Source organism: Duganella dendranthematis (assembly GCF_012849375.1).
GTDB classification, from domain to species: domain Bacteria; phylum Pseudomonadota; class Gammaproteobacteria; order Burkholderiales; family Burkholderiaceae_D; genus Rugamonas; species Rugamonas dendranthematis.
Genome location: NZ_CP051684.1, coordinates 6,469,950 through 6,492,114 on the forward strand (window position 1 = coordinate 6,469,950; position 22,165 = coordinate 6,492,114).

Here is a 22,165-nt window from a genome sequence, read left to right on the forward strand (position 1 = left end):
ATGAACGCATTACTCGAACAAGTCCTGAAAGCACACGGCGGCCTGCAACATTGGAAAAGCCTGAACAAACTGAGCGCACACCTGGGCCAGGGCGGCATTCTCTGGCCATTGAAGGGCCATGGCGGCAAACTGGATGAAGTGGATGTCAGCATCGAACTGCATCGCCAGTGGACTTCGCACGCGCCATTTGGCGCAGCGGATCGCCGCACCTCGGTCACGCCGCAACGCGCCATGATCGAAACCACGGACGGCACGGTGATCGATTCGCTGTCGTCGCCGCGCGATTCGTTTGCCGGCTATGGGCTGGAGACGCAATGGAGCGAGCCGCAACTGGCCTACTTCGTCGGCTACGCCATCTGGAACTATCTGACGCTGCCATTCGCATTTGCCGAACCAGGCTTCGAGTTCGAAGAACTGGCGCCGTGGCAGGAAGGCGGAGAATCGCTGCGCCGCCTGAAGGTGCGCTACCCGGACAGCATCGCCACCCATAGCCGCGAACAGACTTTCTACTTCGCCGAAGACGGCAAGCTGCGTCGCCACGACTATGACGTCGACATCAGCGGCGGCACACCGGCAGTGCACTACTTCCACGACTACGGCACCTTCGACGGCATCAGCATGCCAACCCGCCACCTGATTTACGTGCGCGACGCCGACCTTGGGCACCAGCCGGAGCCGCTGGTGGTGTCGATCGTGGTCAGCCAGATCAAATTCAGCTGACCACCACCGGCGCTCGCTGCAGCCGCACCATTAGCAGCAGCGCCAGTATCAGAAAGATGCTGGATGCGGTGAGCGCTGTCGTCACACGGTGCGCCAGTAGCGCCGCGCCGGATAGCTGATGCGCGCCTGTCGCATGCAGCGCCACCAGCACCGCCAGTCCAAGCGAATTGCCTAACTGGTGCGCCACGTTCACCACACCCGACGCCGCGCCGGCATCCTGCGCCGGCACGCCGGCGATACCGGCCGCCGTCAACGGGCTCAACGTCATTCCCTGCCCTGCGCCGATCAGCACCATCGGCAGCGCCACCGCCGTCAGGTAAGCGCTATGCACCGAAACGCGGCTTAACCACGCCATGCCGATCAGGCATACCAGCAAGCCAAACGCCAGCAGGCGCGCATTGCCGAAGCGGCGCGTCAAGCGCGGCACTTGCAGCGCGACGGCGAAATTCATCAGCGTCATCGGCAGGAAGCCCACGCCGGTCAGCGACGGCGAATAGTTCAACACCGTCTGCAGATACTGCGTGGTGAAGAAAAAGAAACCGATCATCGCACCCAGGAACAGCACACGTGCCGCATACGCCGAAGCCCGCTGGCGGTCCGCGAACAGCCGCAAAGGCATGATGGGCTGCGCCGCACTCCGCTCATTGGCCACAAACGTCACCAGCAACAACAAACCAGCCGCCAGCGCGGCTTGCGTCAACAAGTCGCCCCAGCCTGCGCTGGCCGAGCGGATGAGGGCATATACCAACGCGCTCATGCCGATGGTCGACGTGAGTGCACCGATAACGTCGAACTGGCCGCTGCTACGCGGGCTTTCCGGAATATAGCGGCGCGCGGCCCAGATCATCGCAACGCCGATCGGCAAATTGACCAGGAAGCCGACCCGCCACGACATCCACTCGGCCAGCACGCCGCCCAGCACCAGCCCGACGCTGGCGGCAATGCCGGCGGTGGCGCTGTACAGCGATACGGCGTGCGTGCGCTCCGCGCCTTCGGCAAAGGTGGTTTGCAGCAGCGCCAGCGTGGACGGCGCCAGGATGGCCGCCCCCAGCCCCTGCACCGCGCGCGCCAGCACCAGCATGGCCGGGGTCTGCGCCGCGCCGATCGCCAGCGATGCCAGCGTGAACAGCGCCAGTCCCGCCACCAGCATACGGCGGCGCCCAACCACATCGCCGGCGCGCGCGGCCAGCAGCAGGAAGCCGCCAAAGGTCAATGTATAGGCGCTCTGCACCCACGCCAAGCCGCTGTCGCTGAAGCCCATTTCAAGGTGGATCTTCGGCAGGCCGGTCAGGACCACCGAAGTATCCAGCACAATCATCACATAGCTGGCCAAAATGATGGCAAGGATGGCACGCTTATTCATAACGTCACGAATTCCAGATTGGAGAGTATGGCCGACAGTCTAGGCCCGCAGTGGCCTATTGATAAGACGGTATAATCCGCATGAGCCTATGAGGAGTCTTCATCAATGGAATACGAGAATTTCAACGACCTGCTGGCGTTCGTGACGGTGGCGCGCGAGGGCAGCTTCACCAAGGCGGCCAAGCAGCTGGGCGTATCGCAGTCGGCGCTGAGCCACACGATACGCGGGTTGGAGACACGCCTCGGCATTCGCCTGCTAACCCGCACCACGCGCAGCGTCAGTCCCACCGAAGCCGGCGAGCGGTTGCTCAACACCGCCGCGCCACGCTTTGACGAGATCACACAGGAACTGGCCTCGCTCAACGAATTGCGCGACAAGCCGGCCGGCACCATCCGCATCACGGCGGCCGAACATGCGGCCAACAATGTGCTGTGGCCCAAGCTGTCGCCCATCATGCACGACTATCCGGACGTGAAGATCGACATCAACGTCGACTACAGCATGACCAACATCGTCTCGCAGCGCTTCGACGCCGGCGTGCGCTTGGGCGACCAGGTGGAGAAGGACATGATCGCGGTGCGCATCGGTCCCGACCTGCGCATGGCGGTGGTGGCGACGCCGGAGTATTTTGCCAAGCGTGGCAAGCCGCGCACGCCGCAGGACCTGCAACAGCATAGCTGCATCAACCTGCGCCTGCCCACGCATGGCAATCTGCAAATTTGGGAATTTGAAAAGAACGGCACCGAACTGAATGTGCGCGTCGACGGTCAATGGGTATTCAATAACACCACCTCCCGCCTGCGCGCAGCGCTGGCTGGGTATGGCCTCGCCTACGTGCCGGAAGATATGGTGTGCGACCTGGTAAAAGAAGGCACGCTGATACGCGTGATGAAAGAATGGTGCCCGACCTTCCCGGGCTACCACCTGTACTACCCAAGCCGCCGCCAGTCCTCCTCTGCCTTCCAGCTGGTAGTCGACGCGTTGCGGCTATAGCCTGCTCAGTCGATGTATTTGAGGCCTGCCTGCTCCAGCGGGCCCCGCATGTTGTACATGTCGAGGCCTAGTATGCCGGAGGCGAGTTTGGCGCGCTTCTCGCCCTCCAGGTCTTCGCGCTTCTGCGCAACGGCGGCGACGCGCGCGACGTCGGCCGCTGGTACCACGACGACGCCGTCATCGTCGGCGATGATGGCGTCGCCGGGGTTGACCAGCGCGCCGGCGCACAGCACGGGGATGTTGACGGAACCCAGTGTCGACTTGATGCAGCCCTTGGCGCTGATATTCTTGCTCCAAACCGGGAAACCCATCTCCTTCAGGATGCGCACGTCGCGCACGCCGGCGTCGATCACCAACGCCTTTGCGCCGCGCGCCTGGAAACTGGTGGCCAGCAGGTCGCCGAAGTAGCCGTCGGTGCAATCTGCGGTGATGGCGGCAACCACGATGTCGCCGGGCTGGATCTGCTCCGCCACCACATGCATCATCCAGTTATCGCCCGGATGCAGCAGCACGGTGACGGCGGTGCCAGCCACTTGCGTGCCGGCGTAGATCGGCCGCATATAAGGCTTGAGCAGTCCAACGCGGCCCATGGCTTCGTGCACGGTGGCGCTGCCCAGCTGTCCCAGATGGTCGACGTGTTCGCGTTCGGCGCGCACGATGCCGCGCTTGACGACGCCCAGTTGGTTGATCAGTGGTGTGGTCATAATCCCTTTTCCTTCAGTGCAGCGTCCAGGCGCGGGAAGACGCGGCGCGCGTTGTGTTCAAAGATGTTGGCGCGATCGGTGTCGGTCAGGTTGGCCGCTTCAATATAGCGCTTGGTGTCGTCGTAGTAGTTGCCAGTTTCCGGATCGATGCCGCGCACGGCGCCGATCATCTCGGAGGCGAACAGCACGTTCTTGACCGGCATGACCTTGGTCAGCAGGTCAATCCCCGGCTGATGATAGACGCAAGTGTCAAAGTAAATGTTATTGAGCAGGTGCTCGCTCAGCAGCGGCTTTTTCATCTCCTGCGCCAGGCCGCGGAAGCGTCCCCAGTGATACGGCACCGCGCCGCCGCCATGCGGGATCAGGAATTTCAGCGTCGGGAAGTCCCTGAACAAATCGCTGGTCAGGCATTGCATGAAGGCGGTGGTGTCCGCATTCAGGTAGTGCGCGCCGGTGGTGTGGAAGCACGCGTTGCAGCTGGTGCTAACGTGAATCATGGCCGGGATATCGTATTCCACCATCTTCTCGTAGATCGGATACCACGATCTATCGGACAACGGCGGTGACGTCCAGTGGCCGCCCGACGGATCGGGATTCAGGTTGATGCCGACCATACCGTACTCTTTGACGCACTTCTCCAGCTCCGGGATGCTGGTCGCAGGATCAACGCCCGGTGATTGCGGCAGCATGGCTGCGCCGATGAAGTGATCCGGGAACAGCTGCGCCACACGCGCGCACAGCTCATTGCAGATGGCGGCCCAGGTGGCACTGGTGTTGAAGTCGCCGATGTGGTGTGCCATGAAGCTGGCGCGCGGCGAGAAGATGGTCAGGTCGGAGCCGCGCTCTTTCATCAGGCGCAGTTGATTCAGTTCGATCGATTCGCGCAGTTCGTCGTCGCTGATTTTCAGGTCGGCGACTTTCGGGCCGAGGTGCGGCGTGTTCAGGTTGGCGATTTGCTGGTTGCGCCATTCCTCCAACGCTTTCGGCGCAGTGGTGTAGTGGCCGTGGCAGTCGATAATCATTGGGTGATCCTTTTCAGAAATGCGCGGGGATCATCACTTCGCCCCGCATGATGGGACGGGCGGTGCGCAGCAGCGCAGCGCGCAGCACTTGTCCGGGATTGTTCGGATCCAGTTCCAGCTCGACGCTGAATTCTCCGGTAGGGTGTTCGATCGAGAGTGTCTGGCGCACGCCTGGCTGCGTTGCGGCGATGCCGTCGGCGATAGTGCCCGGCAGGACGCAGGCGGTGGCCACGGTGACGGCGGCCAGCACGCCGATGGAGTCGTGGCAGACGTGCGGGATGAAGCAGCGCGTGTTGACTGCACCGCCATCGCGAGGAGCGGAGATCAGACACATTTTCGGGTAGTTTTTGGCGCTCACGTCGCCAAGGCCCATCAACGGGCCGGCGGCGAGACGCAGCGCTTCCAGACGGGCGCGCAGTTCTACGCTGGAGGTCAGCTCGGCGGCTGGCTCGTAGCCGGTGATGCCGAAATCGGAAGCACGCACCAGCACCATCGGCATGCCGTTGTCGATCAGCGTGGCGTCGATCTCGAAGTCTGCACCACGGACGGCGATGCGGTCCAGCGGCGCGCCAGTCGGCAGCAGCGCCGGGCACACCGAGCCAGCCGTATCGAGGAAGTTAATGCTGATCGGCGACGCGGTGCCCGGCACACCGTCAATGCGCGCATCGCCGCCGTATTGCAGCCGGCCGTTCGGCGTCTGTAACGTCACATCGCACTGCATGCCGGTATTCAGCGTCAGGATGCGCGCCGTGGTGGTACCGTGCGCCACCGGCAGCAGTCCGCGCTCCAGCGCAAACGGCAGCACCGCCGCCAGCATATTGCCGCAGTTGGGCGTGACATCCACCGTATCGTTATCCGGTTGCAGCTGCGCGAACAAAAAGTCCAGATCCACGCCCGGCGTCGTGCTGCGGCGGACGATGCCCACCTTGCTGGTCAACGGATGCGCGCCACCCAAGCCATCGATCTGACGCGGATCGGGTGAGCCCATGGCCGCCAGCAGCACGCGGTCGCGCTCCATCGCATCCGTCGGTAGATCGGATTCCAGGAAAAACGGTCCGCGCGAAGTACCGCCGCGCATCACCATGCAAGGCACGGCGCGTTGGTCGGAAAGAGGTGGATTGCTCATGGTGACGTTGCGATCAGGCTGTATGAATACGCCCAGTATCCGTGTCACACTGCAAAGCGTGGTTGCGTTGTAGGCGATGATTTGTTCTAATCTGCTTATCACGCCTACTGTTTACTCACCATGTTCCTGGTCAGCCTGCGCCACCTCCATGCGTTTAACGCCGTCGCTGCCAGCGGAGGCATCCGCCGCTCATCCGAGAGCCTGTACCGCGCATCCTCCGCCATCGCACGTTCGGTGGCGGCGCTGGAGGAAAGCCTGGATGCCCAACTGTTCGAACGCAAAGGCCGCGGCATGCTGCTGACCGCTGCTGGCGACGTAGTCCGCAAGCGCGCGGAACGTATCGAAGCTGAGCTGCACGCCGTGCGCGAAGAAGCCATGCGCCTGCGCGACCGCAATGGCGCCAAGGTCGGTGGCATCGAAGCGCTGCTCAACGAGCGCCGCCTGCAAGCCACCACGCTGCTGGCGGAAATGCACCACATGCCAAGCGTGGCGCATGCAATGGGCGTCTCGCAATCGGCCGTCAGCCAGGCCATCGCCCGGCTGGAAGATATGCTGGGCCAGCCCCTTTTCCTGCGCACCGCCCACGGCATGGTGCCCACCGACGCCGGCCGGCGCTGGACCGAATCCTTTGAGCGCGTCTTATCGGAACTGCGCCACATCCCCGAAGATATCGCCGCACTGGCCGGCGTGGTACTGGGCGTCGTGACCATGGGCGCACTGCCGCTGGCCCGTTCGCAACTGCTGCCGACCGCCATCGCCTCGGTACTCAAGCGCCATCCGCAATTACATATCCGCTCGCTGGAAAGCCCGTACGAAGAACTGACCGCCAGCCTGCTGAGCGGCCGCATCGACTTCATCGTCGGCGCCCAGCGCGCCGGTTCGGCCGACGTCTTCGAATCTCGCTCCCTGTTTCAGGACAAGGCAGCGCTGGTAGCGCGCAGCGGCCATCCGCTCACGCGGCGCAGCAAACTCACACTAAAAGACCTGCGCGGCTATCCATGGGTGCTGTCGCGCAGCGGCACGCCATTGCGCGAATCGCTGGTGCAGTTCTTTGAACGCCAGGGCGAAGCAGCACCCTCTCCCGCCGTGGAAACCGGCGACCTGGCGCTGCTGCGCGGCCTGCTGGTCTCCAGCGACATGCTGACCGTGTTATCGGCGCATCAACTGCACCACGAAGTGCAGACCGGCCAGTTGGTGGTGCTGCCGTTTGAGATGCCAGGCATGGAACGTAACATCGGCATCACCACTCGCAAGAACGCTCACCTGTCCCCTGGCGCCTACGCGTTGCTGGCCGAGATCGAGGCCATCAGCGCGCGCTGGCGATAAGCAGATTGAAACGGTCCGGCAAGCAAAAGCAATACATCTCCTCCTGTCCAAACGTACACTGGTGAAGTGGTAGGGGCCTCCTTGGCCTTTACACCTCTTTACATAAAACCATAATCCAGACAGGAGACTTAATGAATATAGGACAAACGCTAGACGTCCGGGCGCACATCAACGCCAGAAAGATGAGCGGCTACCAGTGGCTGCTGCTGGCCCTGTGCTTCCTGATCGTCGCCACCGACGGCATGGATGTCGCCATCATGGGCTTCCTCGCACCGGACATCACCAAGGAATGGGGCATCTCGCGCGCTGCCTTCGGCGTCGTCATGAGCGCCGCCCCGATCGGCCTGGCCATCGGCGCGATTCTGGTCGGCCCGATGTCGGACCGCTTCGGCCGCAAGAAACTGCTGCTCACCTCCGTCGCCTGGTTCGGAACCTTCAGCGTGCTGAGCGCCTTCGCGCAGGATGTCACCACGCTGTCGCTGCTCCGCTTCGTTACCGGTCTCGGTCTCGGCGCCGCCATGCCGAATACCACTACCCTGCTGTCGGAGTACGTGCCCGAGCGTTCGCGCTCGACGCTGATCGCCATCATGTTCACCGGCTTTAATCTCGGCTCGGCGCTGGTGGGCTTTGGCGCGGCCGCCATCCTGCCGCACTACGGCTGGCGCGCGGTGCTGATCGCCGGCGGCGCGGTTCCGCTGCTTTGCCTGCCGGTCTACCTGCTGCTGATACCGGAATCGGTGCGCTTCCTCGTGGTACGCAAATTCCCGGCCGAGCGCATCGGCCGCACGCTGCGCCGCGTGGTCGGGGGCGACGTGCCGGCCAACGCCAGCTTCACCATCAGCGAACCGCAAGTGACTGGCTCGCAGCCGGGCAAGGTGCTGTTATCATCCGCTTATCGCGCCACTACGTTGTCGCTGTGGGGCACCTACTTTATGGGCCTGCTGGTGATCTACCTGCTGAGCGGCTGGCTGCCGACCATGATCAAGGATGCCGGTCTGCCGATCGAACGCGCCGCCAACATCACCGCGCTGTTCCAGCTGGGCGGCACCGTCGGCGCGCTGCTGGTAGGCTATTTCATGGACCGTCTGTCGCCGAACCGGGTCATCTCCGCAGCCTACATGGGCGGCGCCATCTTCATCCTGTGCCTGGCCTCCGGCAGCGTAGAATCGTCCTTGTTCTCGTTGTTCGTGCTGCTGGCAGGCTTCTGCATGAGCGGCGCCCAGACCGGCCTGAATGCGTATGCGCCGTCGTGCTACCCGACCGTGGTGCGCGCCACTGGCGTCAGCTGGATGCAGGGCATGGGCCGCTTCGGCAGCATCTTCGGCTCCTTCGCCGGTGGCATGCTGCTGTCGATGGGCTGGGGCTTCAGCGCGGTGATCGCCATCCTGGCGGGACCGGCGACGCTGGCGGCCATCTTCATCATTGCGAATAAATTTGGTCAACGTACCGTAGCAGCTTAGGAATCATCATGGCAAACATCATCGGCGCCATCGCCTCATCCCACACCCCGACCATCGGCTTCGCGCTGGACGCCAATAAGCAGCAAGACGCTGCGTGGGCACCCATCTTCAAGGCCTATGAACCGGTGCAGCAATGGCTGGCGGAGAAGAAGCCGGACGTCATGCTGGTCATCTACAACGACCACGTTACCTCGTTCTTCTTCGATCACTACTCCGCGTTCTCGCTGGGGATCGGCGACAGCTACCACGCCGCCGATGAAGGCGGCGGGGCGCGCAAGCTACCGCCCATAGCCGGCCACACCGGACTGGCGCGCCACATCGGCCAGTCACTGATGGCGGACGAATTCGATATGTCCTTCTTCCAGGATAAAGGGCTGGACCACGGCTGCTTCTCGCCGCTCTCCATCCTGTGGCCGCACGAGCAGCAATGGCCGGGCAAGATCGTGCCTCTGCAAATCGGCGTGCTGCAATTCCCTGTGCCGTCGGCGCGCCGCTGCTTCAAGCTGGGACAAGGCCTGCGCCGCGCCATCGAAAGCTATCCGGAAGACCTGAACGTGGTACTGGTGGCCACCGGCGGCCTGTCGCACCAGGTACACGGAGAACGGGCTGGCTTCAACAACACGCCGTGGGATCACCAGTTCCTCGACCTGTTCGAGAACGATCCGGACACGCTGCTCAACATGACCCACGCCGACTTCGCCCGCCTGGGTGGCTGGGAAAGCGCGGAAGTGGTGATGTGGATGGCGATGCGCGGCGCCATGTCGGCCAAGCTCAATTGCGTGCACCGCGAATACTACCTGCCGTCGATGACCGGCATCGCGGTGGCGCTGTACGAGAACGCCGCGTCGACCGACACGGCGCTCAATGCAGCGGCCAACGAAGCGCACCGCGCCCACATCGCCCATCAGACCAAGGGCGTGGAAGAACTGCCGGGCACCTACCCGTTTACGCTGGAGACCAGCGTGCGCGCCTACCGCGTCAACAAGTACCTGCACCAACTGGTCGATCCGGCCTTCCGCGATCAGTTCCGGGCGGCGCCGGAAGCGACCTACGATGCGGCCGGCCTGACGCCGCAGGAGCGCGACCTGATCAACCGCCGCGACTGGCACGGCATGATCCAGTACGGCGTGATCTTCTTCCTGCTGGAGAAGCTGGGTGCCGTGGTGGGCGTCTCCAACCTGCACATCTACGCCGCCATGCGCGGACAGTCGCTGGAAGACTTCCAGCAAACCCGCAACGCGCCGGGCGCGCTGTACTCGGTCGGCTCAAGCGCCGCCTGGGACAAAAAATAAACTAAAACGAGGAGACTTAAATGAAGAAGAACATCTATGCTGCCCTGGCAGCAGCCATGAGCGTGGGCGCCGCCCACGCGCAAAGCAACGTCACCATGTACGGCATCATCGACGCCGCCGTCGAGTACTACAACAACGCCGACGCCGCCGGCAACAGCCTGACCCGCATGCCCAGCCTGGGCGGCGGCATGTTCCCGTCGCGCCTTGGCTTCCGTGGCACGGAGGACCTGGGCGGCGGCCTGAAAGCCATCTTCCAGCTGGAGAACGGTTTTGCGCCAGACACCGGAACGCTGGGGCAGAATCGCCTGTTCGGCCGCCAGGCCTGGGTAGGCCTGCAAGGCAACTGGGGCCAGGTGACGTTTGGCCGCAACTACAATATGCTGAATATCTCGACCTATGACGTCGACATTATCGGCCCGTCGCAATACGGCCTCGGTTCGCTGGACTCGTTCATTCCGAATGGCCGCAGCGACAACTCGGTCGCCTATCGCGGCACCTTCAGCGGCGTGACCGTTGGCGGCACTTATAGCCTGGGTCGCGACACCTCAGCGGCCGGCGGCCCAGCAGGCACCGGCTGCGCCGGCGAAAGCGCCACCGACGCCATTGCCTGCCGCGAATGGTCTGCGCTGCTGCGCTACGATGCGCCGGGCTATGCGCTGATCAGCGCCTATGACCGCATCTATGGCGGCGTTGGCGCAGCCAATGGCTTGAACAGCAGCGACAAGACCGATAGCCGCGCGCACGTCGCTTTCTTCCTCAAGCAGAACGACTGGAAGCTGGGCGTCGGCATCATCAACCGCAACAACGAAGGCTCGGCGACGCAGCCGCGCAGTAACCTGGTCTACATCGGCGCGGCCTACAACGTTACGCCGTTCTTTACGCTGGATGGCCAGATCGCCAAGCTGGATTACCGCGCCACCAATAACGACTCGGCGCAGGTGCTGATACGCGGCGTGTACAACCTGTCCAAGCGCAGTGCGTTCTACGTGGCGGCGGGCCGCGTTAACAACAGCGGCGCGGCGGCGGTGGCGTTGAGTGCCGGCGGTTCGGTCGGCGCGGGCCTCAACCAGACCGGCATCATCACCGGCATCAAGCACACCTTCTGACCATTACAGGTCTTCGTGGTGGCCGGAAGCGCCCTGCTTCCAGTACGCGGAGATACGGGCTGCCTCACGCGGGTGGCCCTTGTCGACAAACACCGCGTCGCGCACCTGCGCGGCCACCGACGCTTCACCTGCAAACCAGAAGAATCCATCGCCCGCCGGCAGCTGTAAGGCGCGGATGGCGGCCAGCAGCGCTTCCTGGCTGTCCAGCAGTTGCAGCGCCATCTGCGCTTCGCTGCGGAACGGCAGCGAAACCGCACTCTCCGCCGCCACCAGCACCGTCACTTTCGCCTCGCGCGGCAGTTCCTCCAGGCGGCGGCGAATTGCCGGCAGCGCGGTCGCATCGCCGGTCAGCACATACCAGTCGTAGTCCATCGGGATAATCATCGAGCCGCGCGGACCGGCGATGACGGCAGTCTGGCCCACAGCCGCCTGGCGCGCCCAGTCGGAGGCAGCGCCGGTGGCGTGCAGCGCGAATTCGATGGTCAGTTCGCCGGCCACGTTGTCGTAGCTGCGTGGAGTGAAATCGCGACGGTCGTCGTCACTCAACATGAATTTGACATGGTCGTCGTAGGAAGCCGAGACGAAATCGTGTAAGGTCTCGCCTTTGAATGTTACGCTGACATAGTCCGGAGCCAGATGCTGTACCTTGGCCACTTGCAGTTCGCGCCGTTTGATTTCGTGCCGCACGCGCTGAATTCGATTGCTCATCTTCCGCTCCTTAGTTGATAATGTCACCTATTATGACCAAACAAGTTAATAAAGTCAACCAATCGGAACAGGTGTTCGACGCCATCCACTCGATCATGCACCTGTTCCGCGCGCGCCAGTTGCGCGGCCTGCGCGACAATCCTCACGAGTTGACCCACATGGAATACAAGGCACTGGGCTTCTTCTTCCGCCGCCCCGGCGCCACCCAGGGTGACCTGGTGGCCCACTCGGGACGCGACAAGGCGCAGCTGGCGCGCCTGCTCAAAGGCCTGCGCGACAAGCAGCTGCTGGAGGCCACCGCCGATGAAGCGGACCGCCGCATCACCCGCCTGTCCCTCAGCGCGGAAGGCCAGCGGATCTTCCACAGCCTGCACCAGCTGGGCGTGCAGGCGTCGTCCGCCGCCGTCACCGGCATGAACGCCGACCAGTTGACGCAATTGCAAGAACTATTGCAGCAGATCCGCAATAACCTGGAAGCAGACGACAAAATGTAGACGCTCTGTCGGCCTACTCTTACACAAACACAAGAGGCGCACCGATGTGGGGCATAGCTGGCACCGTTGATAATCAACGGACTAACTACCCCACTTATCGGGAATCTCATGTCACAGCTTGCGTATGCCGTCTCCGCCCCTGTCGTCGCCACCAGCGCCGCAGCGATTTACCGTTCACTTAACGCCGGGCCGCCGGACGATGCGGCGCTGGCCGATGCGCGCACCTTTTTGGGGCAGCGTCTGCAGGCCGCGCAACAGCTGCGTGACGACCTGCCGTCCGATCCGCAGCAGCTGGCGCCATGGATCGCCAGCCGCGCCTTCACCGTCGGCGTCGAATATCAGGCTTACCTGCAAGGCCGCCGTGACGGCGCGCCGCGCCGCTATTTCAGCAACCAGGCGCACGCGCTGCACTTCCTCAAGTATGCGGCGCCCACCAAGCTGGTGGACGGCGCCTGGCTGTATGGCCTGCTGGCACGCTGGGACGATCCCGACTTCCGCCCGTTGATCCAGACCTATCTGGAAGAACTGGGCGACGGCGTTCCGGAAAAGAATCACGTCCTGCTGTACAAAAAGCTGCTGGCCGCGCACGACTGCGAAGACTGGCAGCAGCTGCCGGACACCTATTTCGAACAGGGCGCGATCCAGCTCGCGCTGGCCTATGACGCGGAACGCTTCCTGCCCGAGATCATCGGCTACAACCTCGGTTACGAACAGCTGCCGCTGCACCTGCTAATCACCGCCTATGAGCTGAATGAACTGGGCATCGACCCTTACTACTTCACGCTGCACATCACGGTGGACAACGGCAGCACCGGCCACGCGCACAAGGCGGTTCAGGCGCTGTTGCAGCTGTTGCCGCGCTTTGGCGACAGCGCCAGCGTGTGGCAGCGCGTGCAAAACGGCTATCGCCTCAACGACCTTGGCGCCTGCACCACCTCGATCATCGAAGGCTTCGACCTGCAGGAAGAGCTGGAAAATATCATGGCCGCCAAGGCTCATGCCGGCGCCAATATGCATTCCGACTACTGCCGCCTGGCCGGCCGCAGCATCAATCAATGGCTCAGCGATCCGCAGCAGATCCCGCAAATGCTGGCGGAACTGGAAAGCGCCGGCTGGATACAGCGCGGCCAGCCGCCGGAGAACAGCCGTTTCTGGCGCCTGATCCAGAGCGAACGCGCCGAGATGTTCGGCGTCTTCAGCGCCTACGAACAGCAGGTGCTGCGCGACTGGATCGTGACGCCGGCGCGGGTGCCGAGCTTCCGCGCGCGCCAACGCTCGCTGGATTCGCTGGGCCTGCACCAGACGCCGCGCCACGGGGCCTTGCGCGGCATCGTGCGCCACCACGCCAACGATGACGACAGCAGCCCGCTGCGCCAGCTGGAACAGCAAGTCGCCACGCTAGGCAGCAAGCAGGCCGCCGTGCAGCTGCTGCAGACGCTGATGACACCCGCCCAGCATCACCGCCCACTGGGCCTGATGGCGACCCGCATGTACCGACAACTGATCGCCTGATATGAACCAAACCGGTAGTTTAATGATCATCGGCGGTAATGAAGACCGCACCGATAATAAGGATGTGCTGCAAAAATTCGTGGAACTGGCGGGCGGCCTGGATAGCCCGATCGTCGTCACCACGGCCGCCAGCACGGTGCCGGAGGACGTCTGGGAGATGTACCGCGTCGCCTTCGATGCACTCGGCGCCACCAATGTCACCCACGTGCGCATCGACAGCCGCGCCGATGCCGACGATGAGATGCTGGCGCTGCGGGTGGCCGAGGCGCGCGGCATCTTCATGACCGGCGGCGACCAGAAGCGCCTGATGGCCTTCATCGGCGGCACCCAGATGGACCGCGCCATGCGCATGGCTTATCTGGAAAATGGCGCCTGCATCGCCGGCACGAGTGCCGGCGCATCCGGCTTGTGCACCCACATGCTGGCTGAGGGCAAGGCCGATCTCGCGCCTGAAAAAGGTGCGGTGCGGCTTGGGGCCGGCTTGGGCTATGTCACCCGCGTGATCATCGACCAGCACTTTTCGCAGCGTCATCGGCTGAACCGGCTGTTGAGCGTCATCGCGCAAAGCCCGTTCCTGCTGGGCGCCGGTATTGACGAAGACACAGCGCTGATCGTCAAGGACCACGCCATCGAAGTGGCGGGCGCCGGCGGCGTGACGGTCGTCGATTGCCGCAACGCCGTCACCACCATTGCCGACATCGCGCGCGGGGAAGTACCGCAAATGCAGGACGTGCGGTTGCACCTGCTGCCGTCCGGCTCCCGCTTTACCAGCCCCGCAGCAGGCGGCGCGCTGGCAGATTTCATCCAATATTTAACCGACAGGACCTGATCGCATGAACATCGTCAAACAGCACGTACTCCGTGGCCCGAATCTGTATTCCAACCAGCCTTGCCTGCTGAGTATCATCGACCTGCAAGCACTGCGCGACCGCACCAGCACCAGCATCGACGGCTTTAACCAGCAGCTGCTGGAACTGCTGCCGTCGCTGTACGATCATCGCTGCTCGGTGGGCCAATACGGCGGCTTTGTGCAAGCCCTGAACAACGGCGCCAATCTGGCGCACGTGGTGGAACACGTGACGATCGCGCTGCAATGCCTGGCCGGCACCCCGACCTATCTGGGTCGCACGCATGAAGTGCAGGACGCACCTGGCCAGTACCGCGTGGTATGTTCGTATGAATCGGAGCACGTCGCGATTGACGCCTGCGACCTCGCCATGTCGCTGGTGCGTGGTCTGGCCACCGGCGCGCAGGGCCTGGCGCAGCAACTGGAAGCCGGCGTCGCCGCACTGCGCGATACCGCCGAACAGCACGCGATCGGCACCAGTACCGGCGCCATTCTGCGCTCGGCGATCCGCCAGGGCATTCCGTATCAGCGCCTGACCGACGACGCCAATATGTTTCTGCTCGGCTGGGGCGCACAACAAAAGCGACTGCAAGCCACCATCACCGGCGACACCGGCCACATCGCCGTCAGCATCGCCTCGGACAAGCAGCTGACCAAGGCGCTGCTGGAGGAAGCCGGCGTACCAGTGCCGGAAGGCGTCAGCGTGCGCACGCTGGAACAGGCGCTGCGCGCCGCCAGCGAACTGGAAGGCCTGGTCACCGTCAAGCCACTGGACGGCAACCACGGCCGCGGTGTCACCACCCGCTGCGGCACGCCGGATGAAGTGCAACTGGCGTTTGAGCGCGCGCGCGAACATGGCCGCACCATCATCATTGAACGCTACATTCCGGGCGATGACTACCGCATCCTGGTGGCCGGCGAACGCGTGGTGGCCGCCGCTCTGCGCCGTCCAGCCGCCGTGATTGGCGACGGCGAATCGACCGTGCGCCAGCTGGTGGAGCAGGAAAACCGTAACCCGGCACGTGGCGAGGGCCACACCAATATCCTCACCCGCATTCCGCTGGACGGCCATGCCGAAACCACACTGGCGGCGCAGAACCTGAACTTCGACAGTGTGCCGGAAAGTGGCCGCCGCGTGGTCATGCGCGGCAACGCCAACCTGTCCAGCGGCGGCACTGCCGAAGACGTAACCGGCAAGCTGCCGCCGGAAACGCTGGACATGTGCGTGCGCGCCGCCCGCAAAATCGGCCTGGACGTCGCCGGCATCGACTTGGTATGCGCGGACATTTCGCAGGTGCTGGACGGCCGCAATGGCGCGGTCATCGAGATCAACGCCGCGCCGGGGATCCGCATGCATGAATATCCCAGTGCCGGCGTGCCGCGCGACGCCGGCGCCGCCATCGTCGAGTCCATGTTCGGCAATGAGGACGGCCGCATCCCCGTGATCGCGGTCACCGGCACCAACGGCAAGACCACCACCACGCTGATGATCGAGCACACGCTGCGTCAGGCCGGCATTGCCACCGGCTGCACCACCAGCGAAGGGGTCTACATCAACGGTTCGACGGTCAAGCGCGGCGATTGCAGCGGCTACTGGTCGGCACGCACCGTGCTGTCGGCGCCGGAAGTGGAATTCGCGGTGCTGGAAACGGCGCGCGGCGGCATCCTGAAACGCGGCCTGGCGTTCGACCGTTGCGACGTCTCGGTGCTGTTGAACGTCAGCGAAGACCATATCGGCCTGGAAGGCGTGGAAACGCTGGAAGACCTGGCGGCCGTCAAGGGCGTGGTGCTGCAAGCCGCCTCGCGCGCTGTGGTGCTGAATGCGGAAGATGCGCGCTGCTGCGCCATCGGCGCCGGCCTGGACGAAAAAGTGGAACGCATCTACTTCAGCTGTGACGCCCAGCATCCGGCGCTGCTGGAGCACGTGCAGGCCGGCGGCCGCGCAACCTGGCTGGAAGATGGCGCGTTGATGGCCTCCGATAGCGACGGTCAGCGCCATGTGCTGCTGGATGCCGCCGAGATGCCGTCCACGCTGGGCGGCTGCGCGCGCCACAACATCGCCAACGGTCTGGCGGCGGCAGCGGCGCTGATGGCCAGCGACCTGGGTAACGGCGCGATTGCCGCCGGCCTGCGCAGCTTTATCTCCGACGCGCGCCACAATCCGATGCGCGGCAATCTGTACGACGTCAACGGCGTGCGGGTCATCGTGGACTTTGCCCACAATCCGGCTGCTTTTGCAGCGCTGGCGTCCACCGCGCGCACCATGACACAAGGCCGCACCGTGGCAGTGGTCACTTCGCCAGGCGATCGCCGCGAACGCGACTTCCAGCAGATCGGTCAGATCTGCGGCAGCGGCTTCGATACCACCGTATTTTATGAATGGCCGGCGGAACATCGCGGCCGTGAGGCCGGCCAGCGCGCCGCGATGATGCAATCGGCGGCACATGCCGCACGCGGCAACGAAAGTGGCGTGCTGCTGGAGGCCGATCCGGCGCAGGCTTTGCGTCTCGGCCTGTCGCAATGCCGCGCCGGCGATGTACTGGTCTATGCCTGCGGCTCGTCAGTGTCCGAACTGGTGGATGCGCTGCGGCCGGTCGATCCCGTCAGCGCGGCGCGCATCGACGCCACACTGGTCTAAGCCGAAGAAAAATGGCCCGCAACTGCGGGCCATTTTTTTAGCTCATTTCACATTACGTTGCGGGCGCCGCCTGCTGCGCCAACCGCGCCGCCGCCGGCGCATCAATAGTCCGAATGGCGTCAATCAGCGTCGCCACTTCGGTCCCGCATGCGAATACCAGCACGTCGCCTGGCCGGCAAGTCAGATATGCCTCCTGCACCGCTGCCGACGCCTGGTCGTACGTATGAATCGCAGCGCCGCCCGACGCACGCGCGCCGTCGGCGATGATCTGCGCTGCCTCGCCATGCGCGCGGCCGCGCGAAGCCGACTCGTAGACGAACAATTCATCGAAATGCGCAGCGCAGGTGGCGCCGGTGCGGGCCAGATCGGCATCCCGGCGGTCGCCGGGCGACGTCACCACCGCCAGCACGCGGCCTGGCGCCTGGCCAGTGGCCTTGCTCTGCCCCTGCCCCTGCGCCAGACCGCGCGCCAGCGTCGCCAGCGCCGCGTAAGCCGCTGAGTTATGTGCGTAATCCAGCACGATGGTCATTGCGCCCAGTTCAAACACATTCGACCGCAGGGGGTTGGTGGCTGCATTCGACTCGAAGCTTAACAGGCCGGCACTGATCTGCATCACCGTGAAACCGCTGGCCGCCAACGCCGCCGTCGCCGCCAGGCTGTTGGCGATGTTGTAGCGTGCCAGCCCGCCGCTGGTGGCAGGGATATGCGTGGCCGGCATCACGCGCTGACGCACCTGGCGCTGGCTCAACATGATGACCTCATTTTCCAGCCATACCGCGTCGCCACCCTGCGCCAGATGCGCTAGCACCACCGCGTTGTCCGGCTTCATGGAGAAATAGACAGCGCGTGAACCCGGCGCCAACCGCGCCCGCGCGGCGACGCAGTGCGCATCATCGGCATTCAGCACGGCTGTATCGGCAGTGGTCACCACCAGCGACTTCACCCGCGCCAGTTGCTCCACCGTGTCGACGCCGTCCATGCCCAGATGGTCGTCCGAGACATTCAGCATCACGCCCACGCTGCAACGGTCGTACGCCAGGCCGCGCTTCAGCAGGCCGCCGCGCGCCGTTTCCAGCACGGCGAATTCGGTTTGCGGCGACGCCAGCACCGCGCGGTGGGACCAGTAGCCCGTGCAATCGCCTTCGCCGTACAAGTCGCCATCTATGGTAATGCCCTGCGTGCTGGCGCAGCCGGTGCGGAAGCCCGCCAGTTGTACCGCGTGCGCGATCATCAGCGTGGTGGTGGTTTTGCCGTTGGTGCCAGTGACGCCGATGACAGGTATCCGGCCTTTTGCCGGATCGGTGTGCAGCGCCCGCAATAGCGCGCGTTGCTCGTGGCTGGAAGGCGGCGCAGCCAGTACCGCGTCCACCTTCGGAGCGCGCCGGCCCGGCAGCAGATCAATTTGCGCATTGGTCAATCCCAGTGTGACGGCGGCGCGCCGGGCGACGCGACGCACCGCCGGATCGGCATGCTGTGCCTCGCCGTTAAGCACCTGTACGCGCAAGCGCTCGCCCGCCTGCCGTTGCGGAGCATGGAAATCCTCTGCCGGTACGTCAAGCTGCGCTTCGATCAGCAACGAGCGCATTAACTGGCGCTCCCGCAGCAAGGTATTGGTGAGCAGCCGGTTGTCGTCGTCGGCGTGCGCCAGATAACGCCACTGGCGCTGACCCCAGCCGAGGCGTAGCAAGCCGCCATGTTCGCTGATCCGCTGCACCGGAATGCCCAGCGTAGCGGCCTCGCGCAGCACCGCAAGTGCGGCTGGCGGCAGCTGCATTGATGCGGCCAGCGCGCGCAGCGACGCCACCGCCGCCGGCACATCGGGCGTTTCACCACGTTCGGTCGCAGCGATCAACTCCGCCGCAGCCGCCAGCGCAGCCTGGCCCAGATGCTCCACCGTGTACTCCACCACCACGCGCCAGCGCGCCGGCTCCACGTCCTCGTTCTTGTCCGCCAATTCGGCGTGCATAAACGCTACCGCTTCGCCGCAAGCCTGTTGCAGGAATCGCGCCGTGTAGGCCAGCTGGTGGCCGGCTTCCGCCAGGGGCGACTCAATCACTGCGACGATGCACGGCGTGGGACTGTAGAGATTCGCGCCGCGCAGCAGACGTTGTTGCAGTAACCGCATACTCAGGCCTCCTTGCTCGCGACCAGCCACACTGCGGCGATGCGCTCAACGTCGGCATACCCCGTGGTCTCCAGTTCTTCGCCAAACACGTCGGGATCGATTTCTTCATAGGTCCAGCGCAGGCCTGCTTCTTCCAGCATCGCCGTAGCCTGCCGCAGGAACGCGTCTTCGCCATGTTCCATCGCCACGCCGGCATACAGCCATAGTGCGCCGCCATGCGCAAGCCGCACAATCGCCGCCTGCACGATTTGCAGCGACAGGCCGGCGCCGAGCTTGCCGCCGCCGTGCCGGTATGCGCGCTCCGCCGCATCCAGCAGATACGGCGGATTGGCGACGATCAGGTCAAACAGGCCATCGACCTGCGTCAGCAAATTGCTGTGATGCGCGCTGGCGTTTTCCACGCCGGCCAAATGGATATTGACGTCGGCCAGCGCCAGCGCGCGGTCGTTGATGTCGACCGCCAGCAGTTCTGCCTGCGGGAAGCGACGCGCCAGCGTAATGGCGCCAACGCCGCTGCCGCAGCCGATATCGACGATGCGTCGTACCGGCTCGGCCGCCGGCGCAGGTGTCTGCTCCATGGCACGCACAAAGCGGCAGGTGTCCGGTCCGAAGAACACCGCGTCCGCCTGCGTGGTGGGATAGGCTGAATGGAACAGCCACTCGCCGGCCAGTGTCGACATCCGCACGGTGCTGCGCAGCAGTCCATCCTGTTCCTCCAGCACGCCGGCGGCGCGCATGCAAGCCAGCAGTTCATCGTCGATGGCAGCTGCAGTAAAGGGCCGGCTCCAACCGAAAATGTCGCGCAAGGTTGCATGTTCCGGCGCAGAGGGACGCGCGAGCACGCGCGCTTGTGTGGCGGGCGTCACGGTGGTGAACTGGTATTTACGCGCGCGCAGTGCGGCGCCAAGCGCCAGCAACGCCTGATGTTGAACGGCAGTCAGAAACGGGGTGGTCACGAAGGCTCCTATGAAACCTTGATAGTGACGCACACCGGTGGCGGCTTGGGTGCGCTAGCGCACGTTGCAACGTAATCGCTACAGCACCTTGAGCGTGCGGATCAGATCACTCAGCCGATACGGCTTGGCGATCAGCTCAAAGTTGCCGATGTCCGGCATCTGGTCGCCCAGCGCCGCCTTGACGTAACCCGAAGCCAGCACGATTTTTAGATCGGGCACTTCCTCGCGCGCGATCCTGCCCAATTCAACGCCACTCATCCCCGGCATGACCACATCGCTGAACAGGATGGAGATGCCGGGATTGAGGCGCAGGGTCTCCAGCGCCTGCATGCCGTTATCGGCCGACAGTACCTCGTAGCCCAGGTGCGTGAACAGGCTGATGGCGGTTTCCAGCACCTCGGGCTGATCGTCCACCAGCAGCACCTTCTCGGCCGCTCCCTTGGTGTCATTGATCGGCCCCTGCCGGCGCACGGCCGGGAAGTACATCGACACCGAGGTGCCCTCGCCCGGCTGCGATTCCAGCGTTAGCGCGCCCTGGCATTGCTGCATCAAGCCATACACCTGGCTCAGGCCAAGACCGGTGCCCTTGCCGATTTCCTTGGTGGTGAAAAACGGCTCGACCGCGCGCTTGATCACTTCCGGCGCCATGCCAACGCCGCGGTCCTTGACCATTACGCGCACGTAGCGGCCGGCCGGCAGCTGTTCGACCTGTGCCTCGGCCAGCGTGACGGCCGATAGGTCCATCAGCACTTCGCCACGGCCGTCCATCGCATCGCGCGCGTTGACCACGAGGTTGAGCAGCGCCGACTCGAACTGCGTCGGATCGAGCATGGCTTGCGGCAGATCGTTTTCCAGCTGCAGGTGCAGGCGCATGTCGTCCGGCAGCGCGCGCCGCAGCACCGACTCGAACGACCGGATCACGCGCGCGACGTCGTGCGGGTCCTGGCGCAAAGGCTGCTGGCGCGCGAAGGCCAGCAACTGCTGCGTCAACGAAGCGCCACGCTGGGCCGCGCGCGACATGGTGTCGATCGATTTGCTGTGCATCGCCGGATCGCGCGACATGCGCAGCAGTTCCAGCCCGTTCATGATCACGTTCAGCAGGTTGTTGAAATCGTGCGCGATGCCGCCGGTGAGTTTGCCGATGGCTTCCAGCTTCTGCGACTGGAATAGCGCTTCGCGGGCGCGCTCCAGCTCTTCGGCGGCCACACGCCGTTCGGTGATGTCACGCGTGATCTTGGCGAAACCCAGCAGTTCGCCCGCCGGGTCCACAATCGGATCGATCACCACGCTGGCCCAGAAACGGCTGCCGTCCTTGCGCACGCGCCAGCCCTCGTCTTCGAACTTGCCGGTAGTACGCGCCAGTTCCAGCGCATACGCGGGACGGCCGGCGGCGCGGTCTTCCTCGGTATAGAACATCGAGAAGTGGCGGCCGACGATCTCCTCCGGCGGATAGCCCTTGAAGCGTTGCGCGCCGGCGTTCCAGGTGACCACCACGCCTTCGGGCGACAGCATGTAGATCGCGTAGTCGGTCACGCCCATAATGAACTGGCGGAACCGTTCTGCTTCTATCGCATCTACATTTGGCTGAACACTGTGCATGGCTTCCTCGATTGCTCTTATCATCCGATTTTACTAGAGAGACAAGAAAACACGCACACAATCTCCTGTCCTGGACAAACCAGCTCATCCGAGGGCAGCGTTGTTTTTGCCTTGCGCTTGATCAAACGCATGCCGGCTGGGATCGCGCTGGCTACACTGGCCGGATTGCCGTTG

The 22,165-nt window shown here is 64.1% G+C and carries 18 protein-coding genes; 10 read left to right on the forward strand and 8 right to left on the reverse strand.

Going from position 1 to position 22,165, the window contains the following annotated elements; all coding sequences use genetic code 11:
* On the forward strand, positions 1–720 hold the full coding sequence (locus HH213_RS29535) for a hypothetical protein (RefSeq protein ID WP_169114792.1): 720 nt from the start codon (positions 1–3) through the stop codon (positions 718–720).
* Here the strand turns inward: HH213_RS29535 and HH213_RS29540 are convergent.
* Entirely contained in the window at positions 713–2,083 is a 1,371-nt protein-coding gene (locus HH213_RS29540) for an MFS transporter (RefSeq protein ID WP_169114794.1), read from the reverse strand. The two genes, HH213_RS29535 and HH213_RS29540, sit on opposite strands and share 8 nt — an antisense overlap.
* Positions 2,084–2,188: 105 nt before the next feature.
* Here HH213_RS29540 and HH213_RS29545 point away from each other — a divergent pair, with 105 nt between their 5' ends.
* Positions 2,189–3,076 (forward strand): LysR family transcriptional regulator, encoded by an 888-nt coding sequence (locus tag HH213_RS29545; protein ID WP_110849292.1) that lies wholly within the window; start codon positions 2,189–2,191, stop codon positions 3,074–3,076.
* A 5-nt stretch (positions 3,077–3,081) separates the two neighbouring features.
* Here the strand turns inward: HH213_RS29545 and ligK are convergent, their stop codons facing one another.
* The 3 genes from ligK to HH213_RS29560 are packed head-to-tail and all read right to left on the reverse strand — an operon-like array spanning position 3,082 to position 5,928.
* A complete protein-coding gene (ligK, locus tag HH213_RS29550) occupies positions 3,082–3,765 on the reverse strand; it encodes a 4-carboxy-4-hydroxy-2-oxoadipate aldolase/oxaloacetate decarboxylase (RefSeq protein ID WP_169115508.1) in 684 nt (227 codons plus the stop codon).
* Between the two features lie 11 nt (positions 3,766–3,776).
* Positions 3,777–4,802, reverse strand: a complete 1,026-nt coding sequence (locus tag HH213_RS29555) for an amidohydrolase family protein (protein WP_169114796.1) — start codon at positions 4,800–4,802, stop codon at positions 3,777–3,779.
* 13 nt (positions 4,803–4,815) lie between these two features.
* Complete coding sequence (locus HH213_RS29560; RefSeq protein ID WP_169114798.1) at positions 4,816–5,928, reverse strand: 4-oxalomesaconate tautomerase; 1,113 nt, start codon at positions 5,926–5,928, stop codon at positions 4,816–4,818.
* 120 nt (positions 5,929–6,048) lie between these two features.
* On the opposite strand from HH213_RS29560, the gene HH213_RS29565 reads away from it, so the two are divergent.
* The 4 genes from HH213_RS29565 (at position 6,049) to HH213_RS29580 (ending at position 11,112) form a co-directional block, all read left to right on the forward strand.
* Positions 6,049–7,254, forward strand: coding sequence for a LysR family transcriptional regulator (locus HH213_RS29565; protein WP_169114800.1), 1,206 nt, complete (start codon positions 6,049–6,051; stop codon positions 7,252–7,254).
* Positions 7,255–7,385: 131 nt separating this feature from the next.
* Positions 7,386–8,714 (forward strand): MFS transporter, encoded by a 1,329-nt coding sequence (locus tag HH213_RS29570; RefSeq protein WP_169114802.1) that lies wholly within the window; start codon positions 7,386–7,388, stop codon positions 8,712–8,714.
* 8 nt (positions 8,715–8,722) lie between these two features.
* Positions 8,723–10,006: a gallate dioxygenase gene (locus HH213_RS29575; protein ID WP_169114804.1), complete on the forward strand. Its 1,284-nt coding sequence runs from the start codon at positions 8,723–8,725 to the stop codon at positions 10,004–10,006.
* Positions 10,007–10,026: 20 nt separating this feature from the next.
* Complete coding sequence (locus HH213_RS29580; RefSeq protein ID WP_169114806.1) at positions 10,027–11,112, forward strand: porin; 1,086 nt, start codon at positions 10,027–10,029, stop codon at positions 11,110–11,112.
* A gap of 3 nt (positions 11,113–11,115) precedes the next feature.
* On the opposite strand, the gene HH213_RS29585 is transcribed toward HH213_RS29580, so the two are convergent.
* Positions 11,116–11,820 (reverse strand): siderophore-interacting protein, encoded by a 705-nt coding sequence (locus HH213_RS29585; RefSeq protein WP_169114808.1) that lies wholly within the window; start codon positions 11,818–11,820, stop codon positions 11,116–11,118.
* 32 nt (positions 11,821–11,852) lie between these two features.
* Here HH213_RS29585 and HH213_RS29590 point away from each other — a divergent pair, with 32 nt between their 5' ends.
* The 4 genes from HH213_RS29590 to cphA all read left to right on the forward strand — a co-directional run bounded on the left by HH213_RS29590 (position 11,853) and on the right by cphA (position 17,311).
* Entirely contained in the window at positions 11,853–12,314 is a 462-nt protein-coding gene (locus tag HH213_RS29590; RefSeq protein WP_169114812.1) for a MarR family winged helix-turn-helix transcriptional regulator, read from the forward strand.
* Between the two features lie 108 nt (positions 12,315–12,422).
* Positions 12,423–13,826, forward strand: coding sequence for an iron-containing redox enzyme family protein (locus HH213_RS29595; protein WP_110849284.1), 1,404 nt, complete (start codon positions 12,423–12,425; stop codon positions 13,824–13,826).
* Between the two features lies 1 nt (position 13,827).
* Positions 13,828–14,655 carry a cyanophycinase gene (locus HH213_RS29600; RefSeq protein ID WP_229263227.1) on the forward strand — a complete coding sequence of 276 codons (828 nt, stop codon included), beginning with the start codon at positions 13,828–13,830 and terminating at the stop codon, positions 14,653–14,655.
* Between the two features lie 4 nt (positions 14,656–14,659).
* Positions 14,660–17,311 carry a cyanophycin synthetase gene (gene cphA / locus HH213_RS29605; protein ID WP_169114814.1) on the forward strand — a complete coding sequence of 884 codons (2,652 nt, stop codon included), beginning with the start codon at positions 14,660–14,662 and terminating at the stop codon, positions 17,309–17,311.
* 52 nt (positions 17,312–17,363) lie between these two features.
* Here cphA and HH213_RS29610 read toward each other — a convergent pair whose 3' ends face one another.
* The 3 genes from HH213_RS29610 to HH213_RS29620 form a co-directional block, all read right to left on the reverse strand.
* Positions 17,364–19,436: a Mur ligase family protein gene (locus HH213_RS29610; RefSeq protein ID WP_169114816.1), complete on the reverse strand. Its 2,073-nt coding sequence runs from the start codon at positions 19,434–19,436 to the stop codon at positions 17,364–17,366.
* 2 nt (positions 19,437–19,438) lie between these two features.
* On the reverse strand, positions 19,439–20,392 hold the full coding sequence (locus HH213_RS29615) for a methyltransferase (RefSeq protein ID WP_174864445.1): 954 nt from the start codon (positions 20,390–20,392) through the stop codon (positions 19,439–19,441).
* Between the two features lie 78 nt (positions 20,393–20,470).
* Positions 20,471–21,991, reverse strand: a complete 1,521-nt coding sequence (locus HH213_RS29620; protein ID WP_169114818.1) for a PAS domain-containing hybrid sensor histidine kinase/response regulator family protein — start codon at positions 21,989–21,991, stop codon at positions 20,471–20,473.
* Positions 21,992–22,165 lie beyond the last annotated feature (174 nt).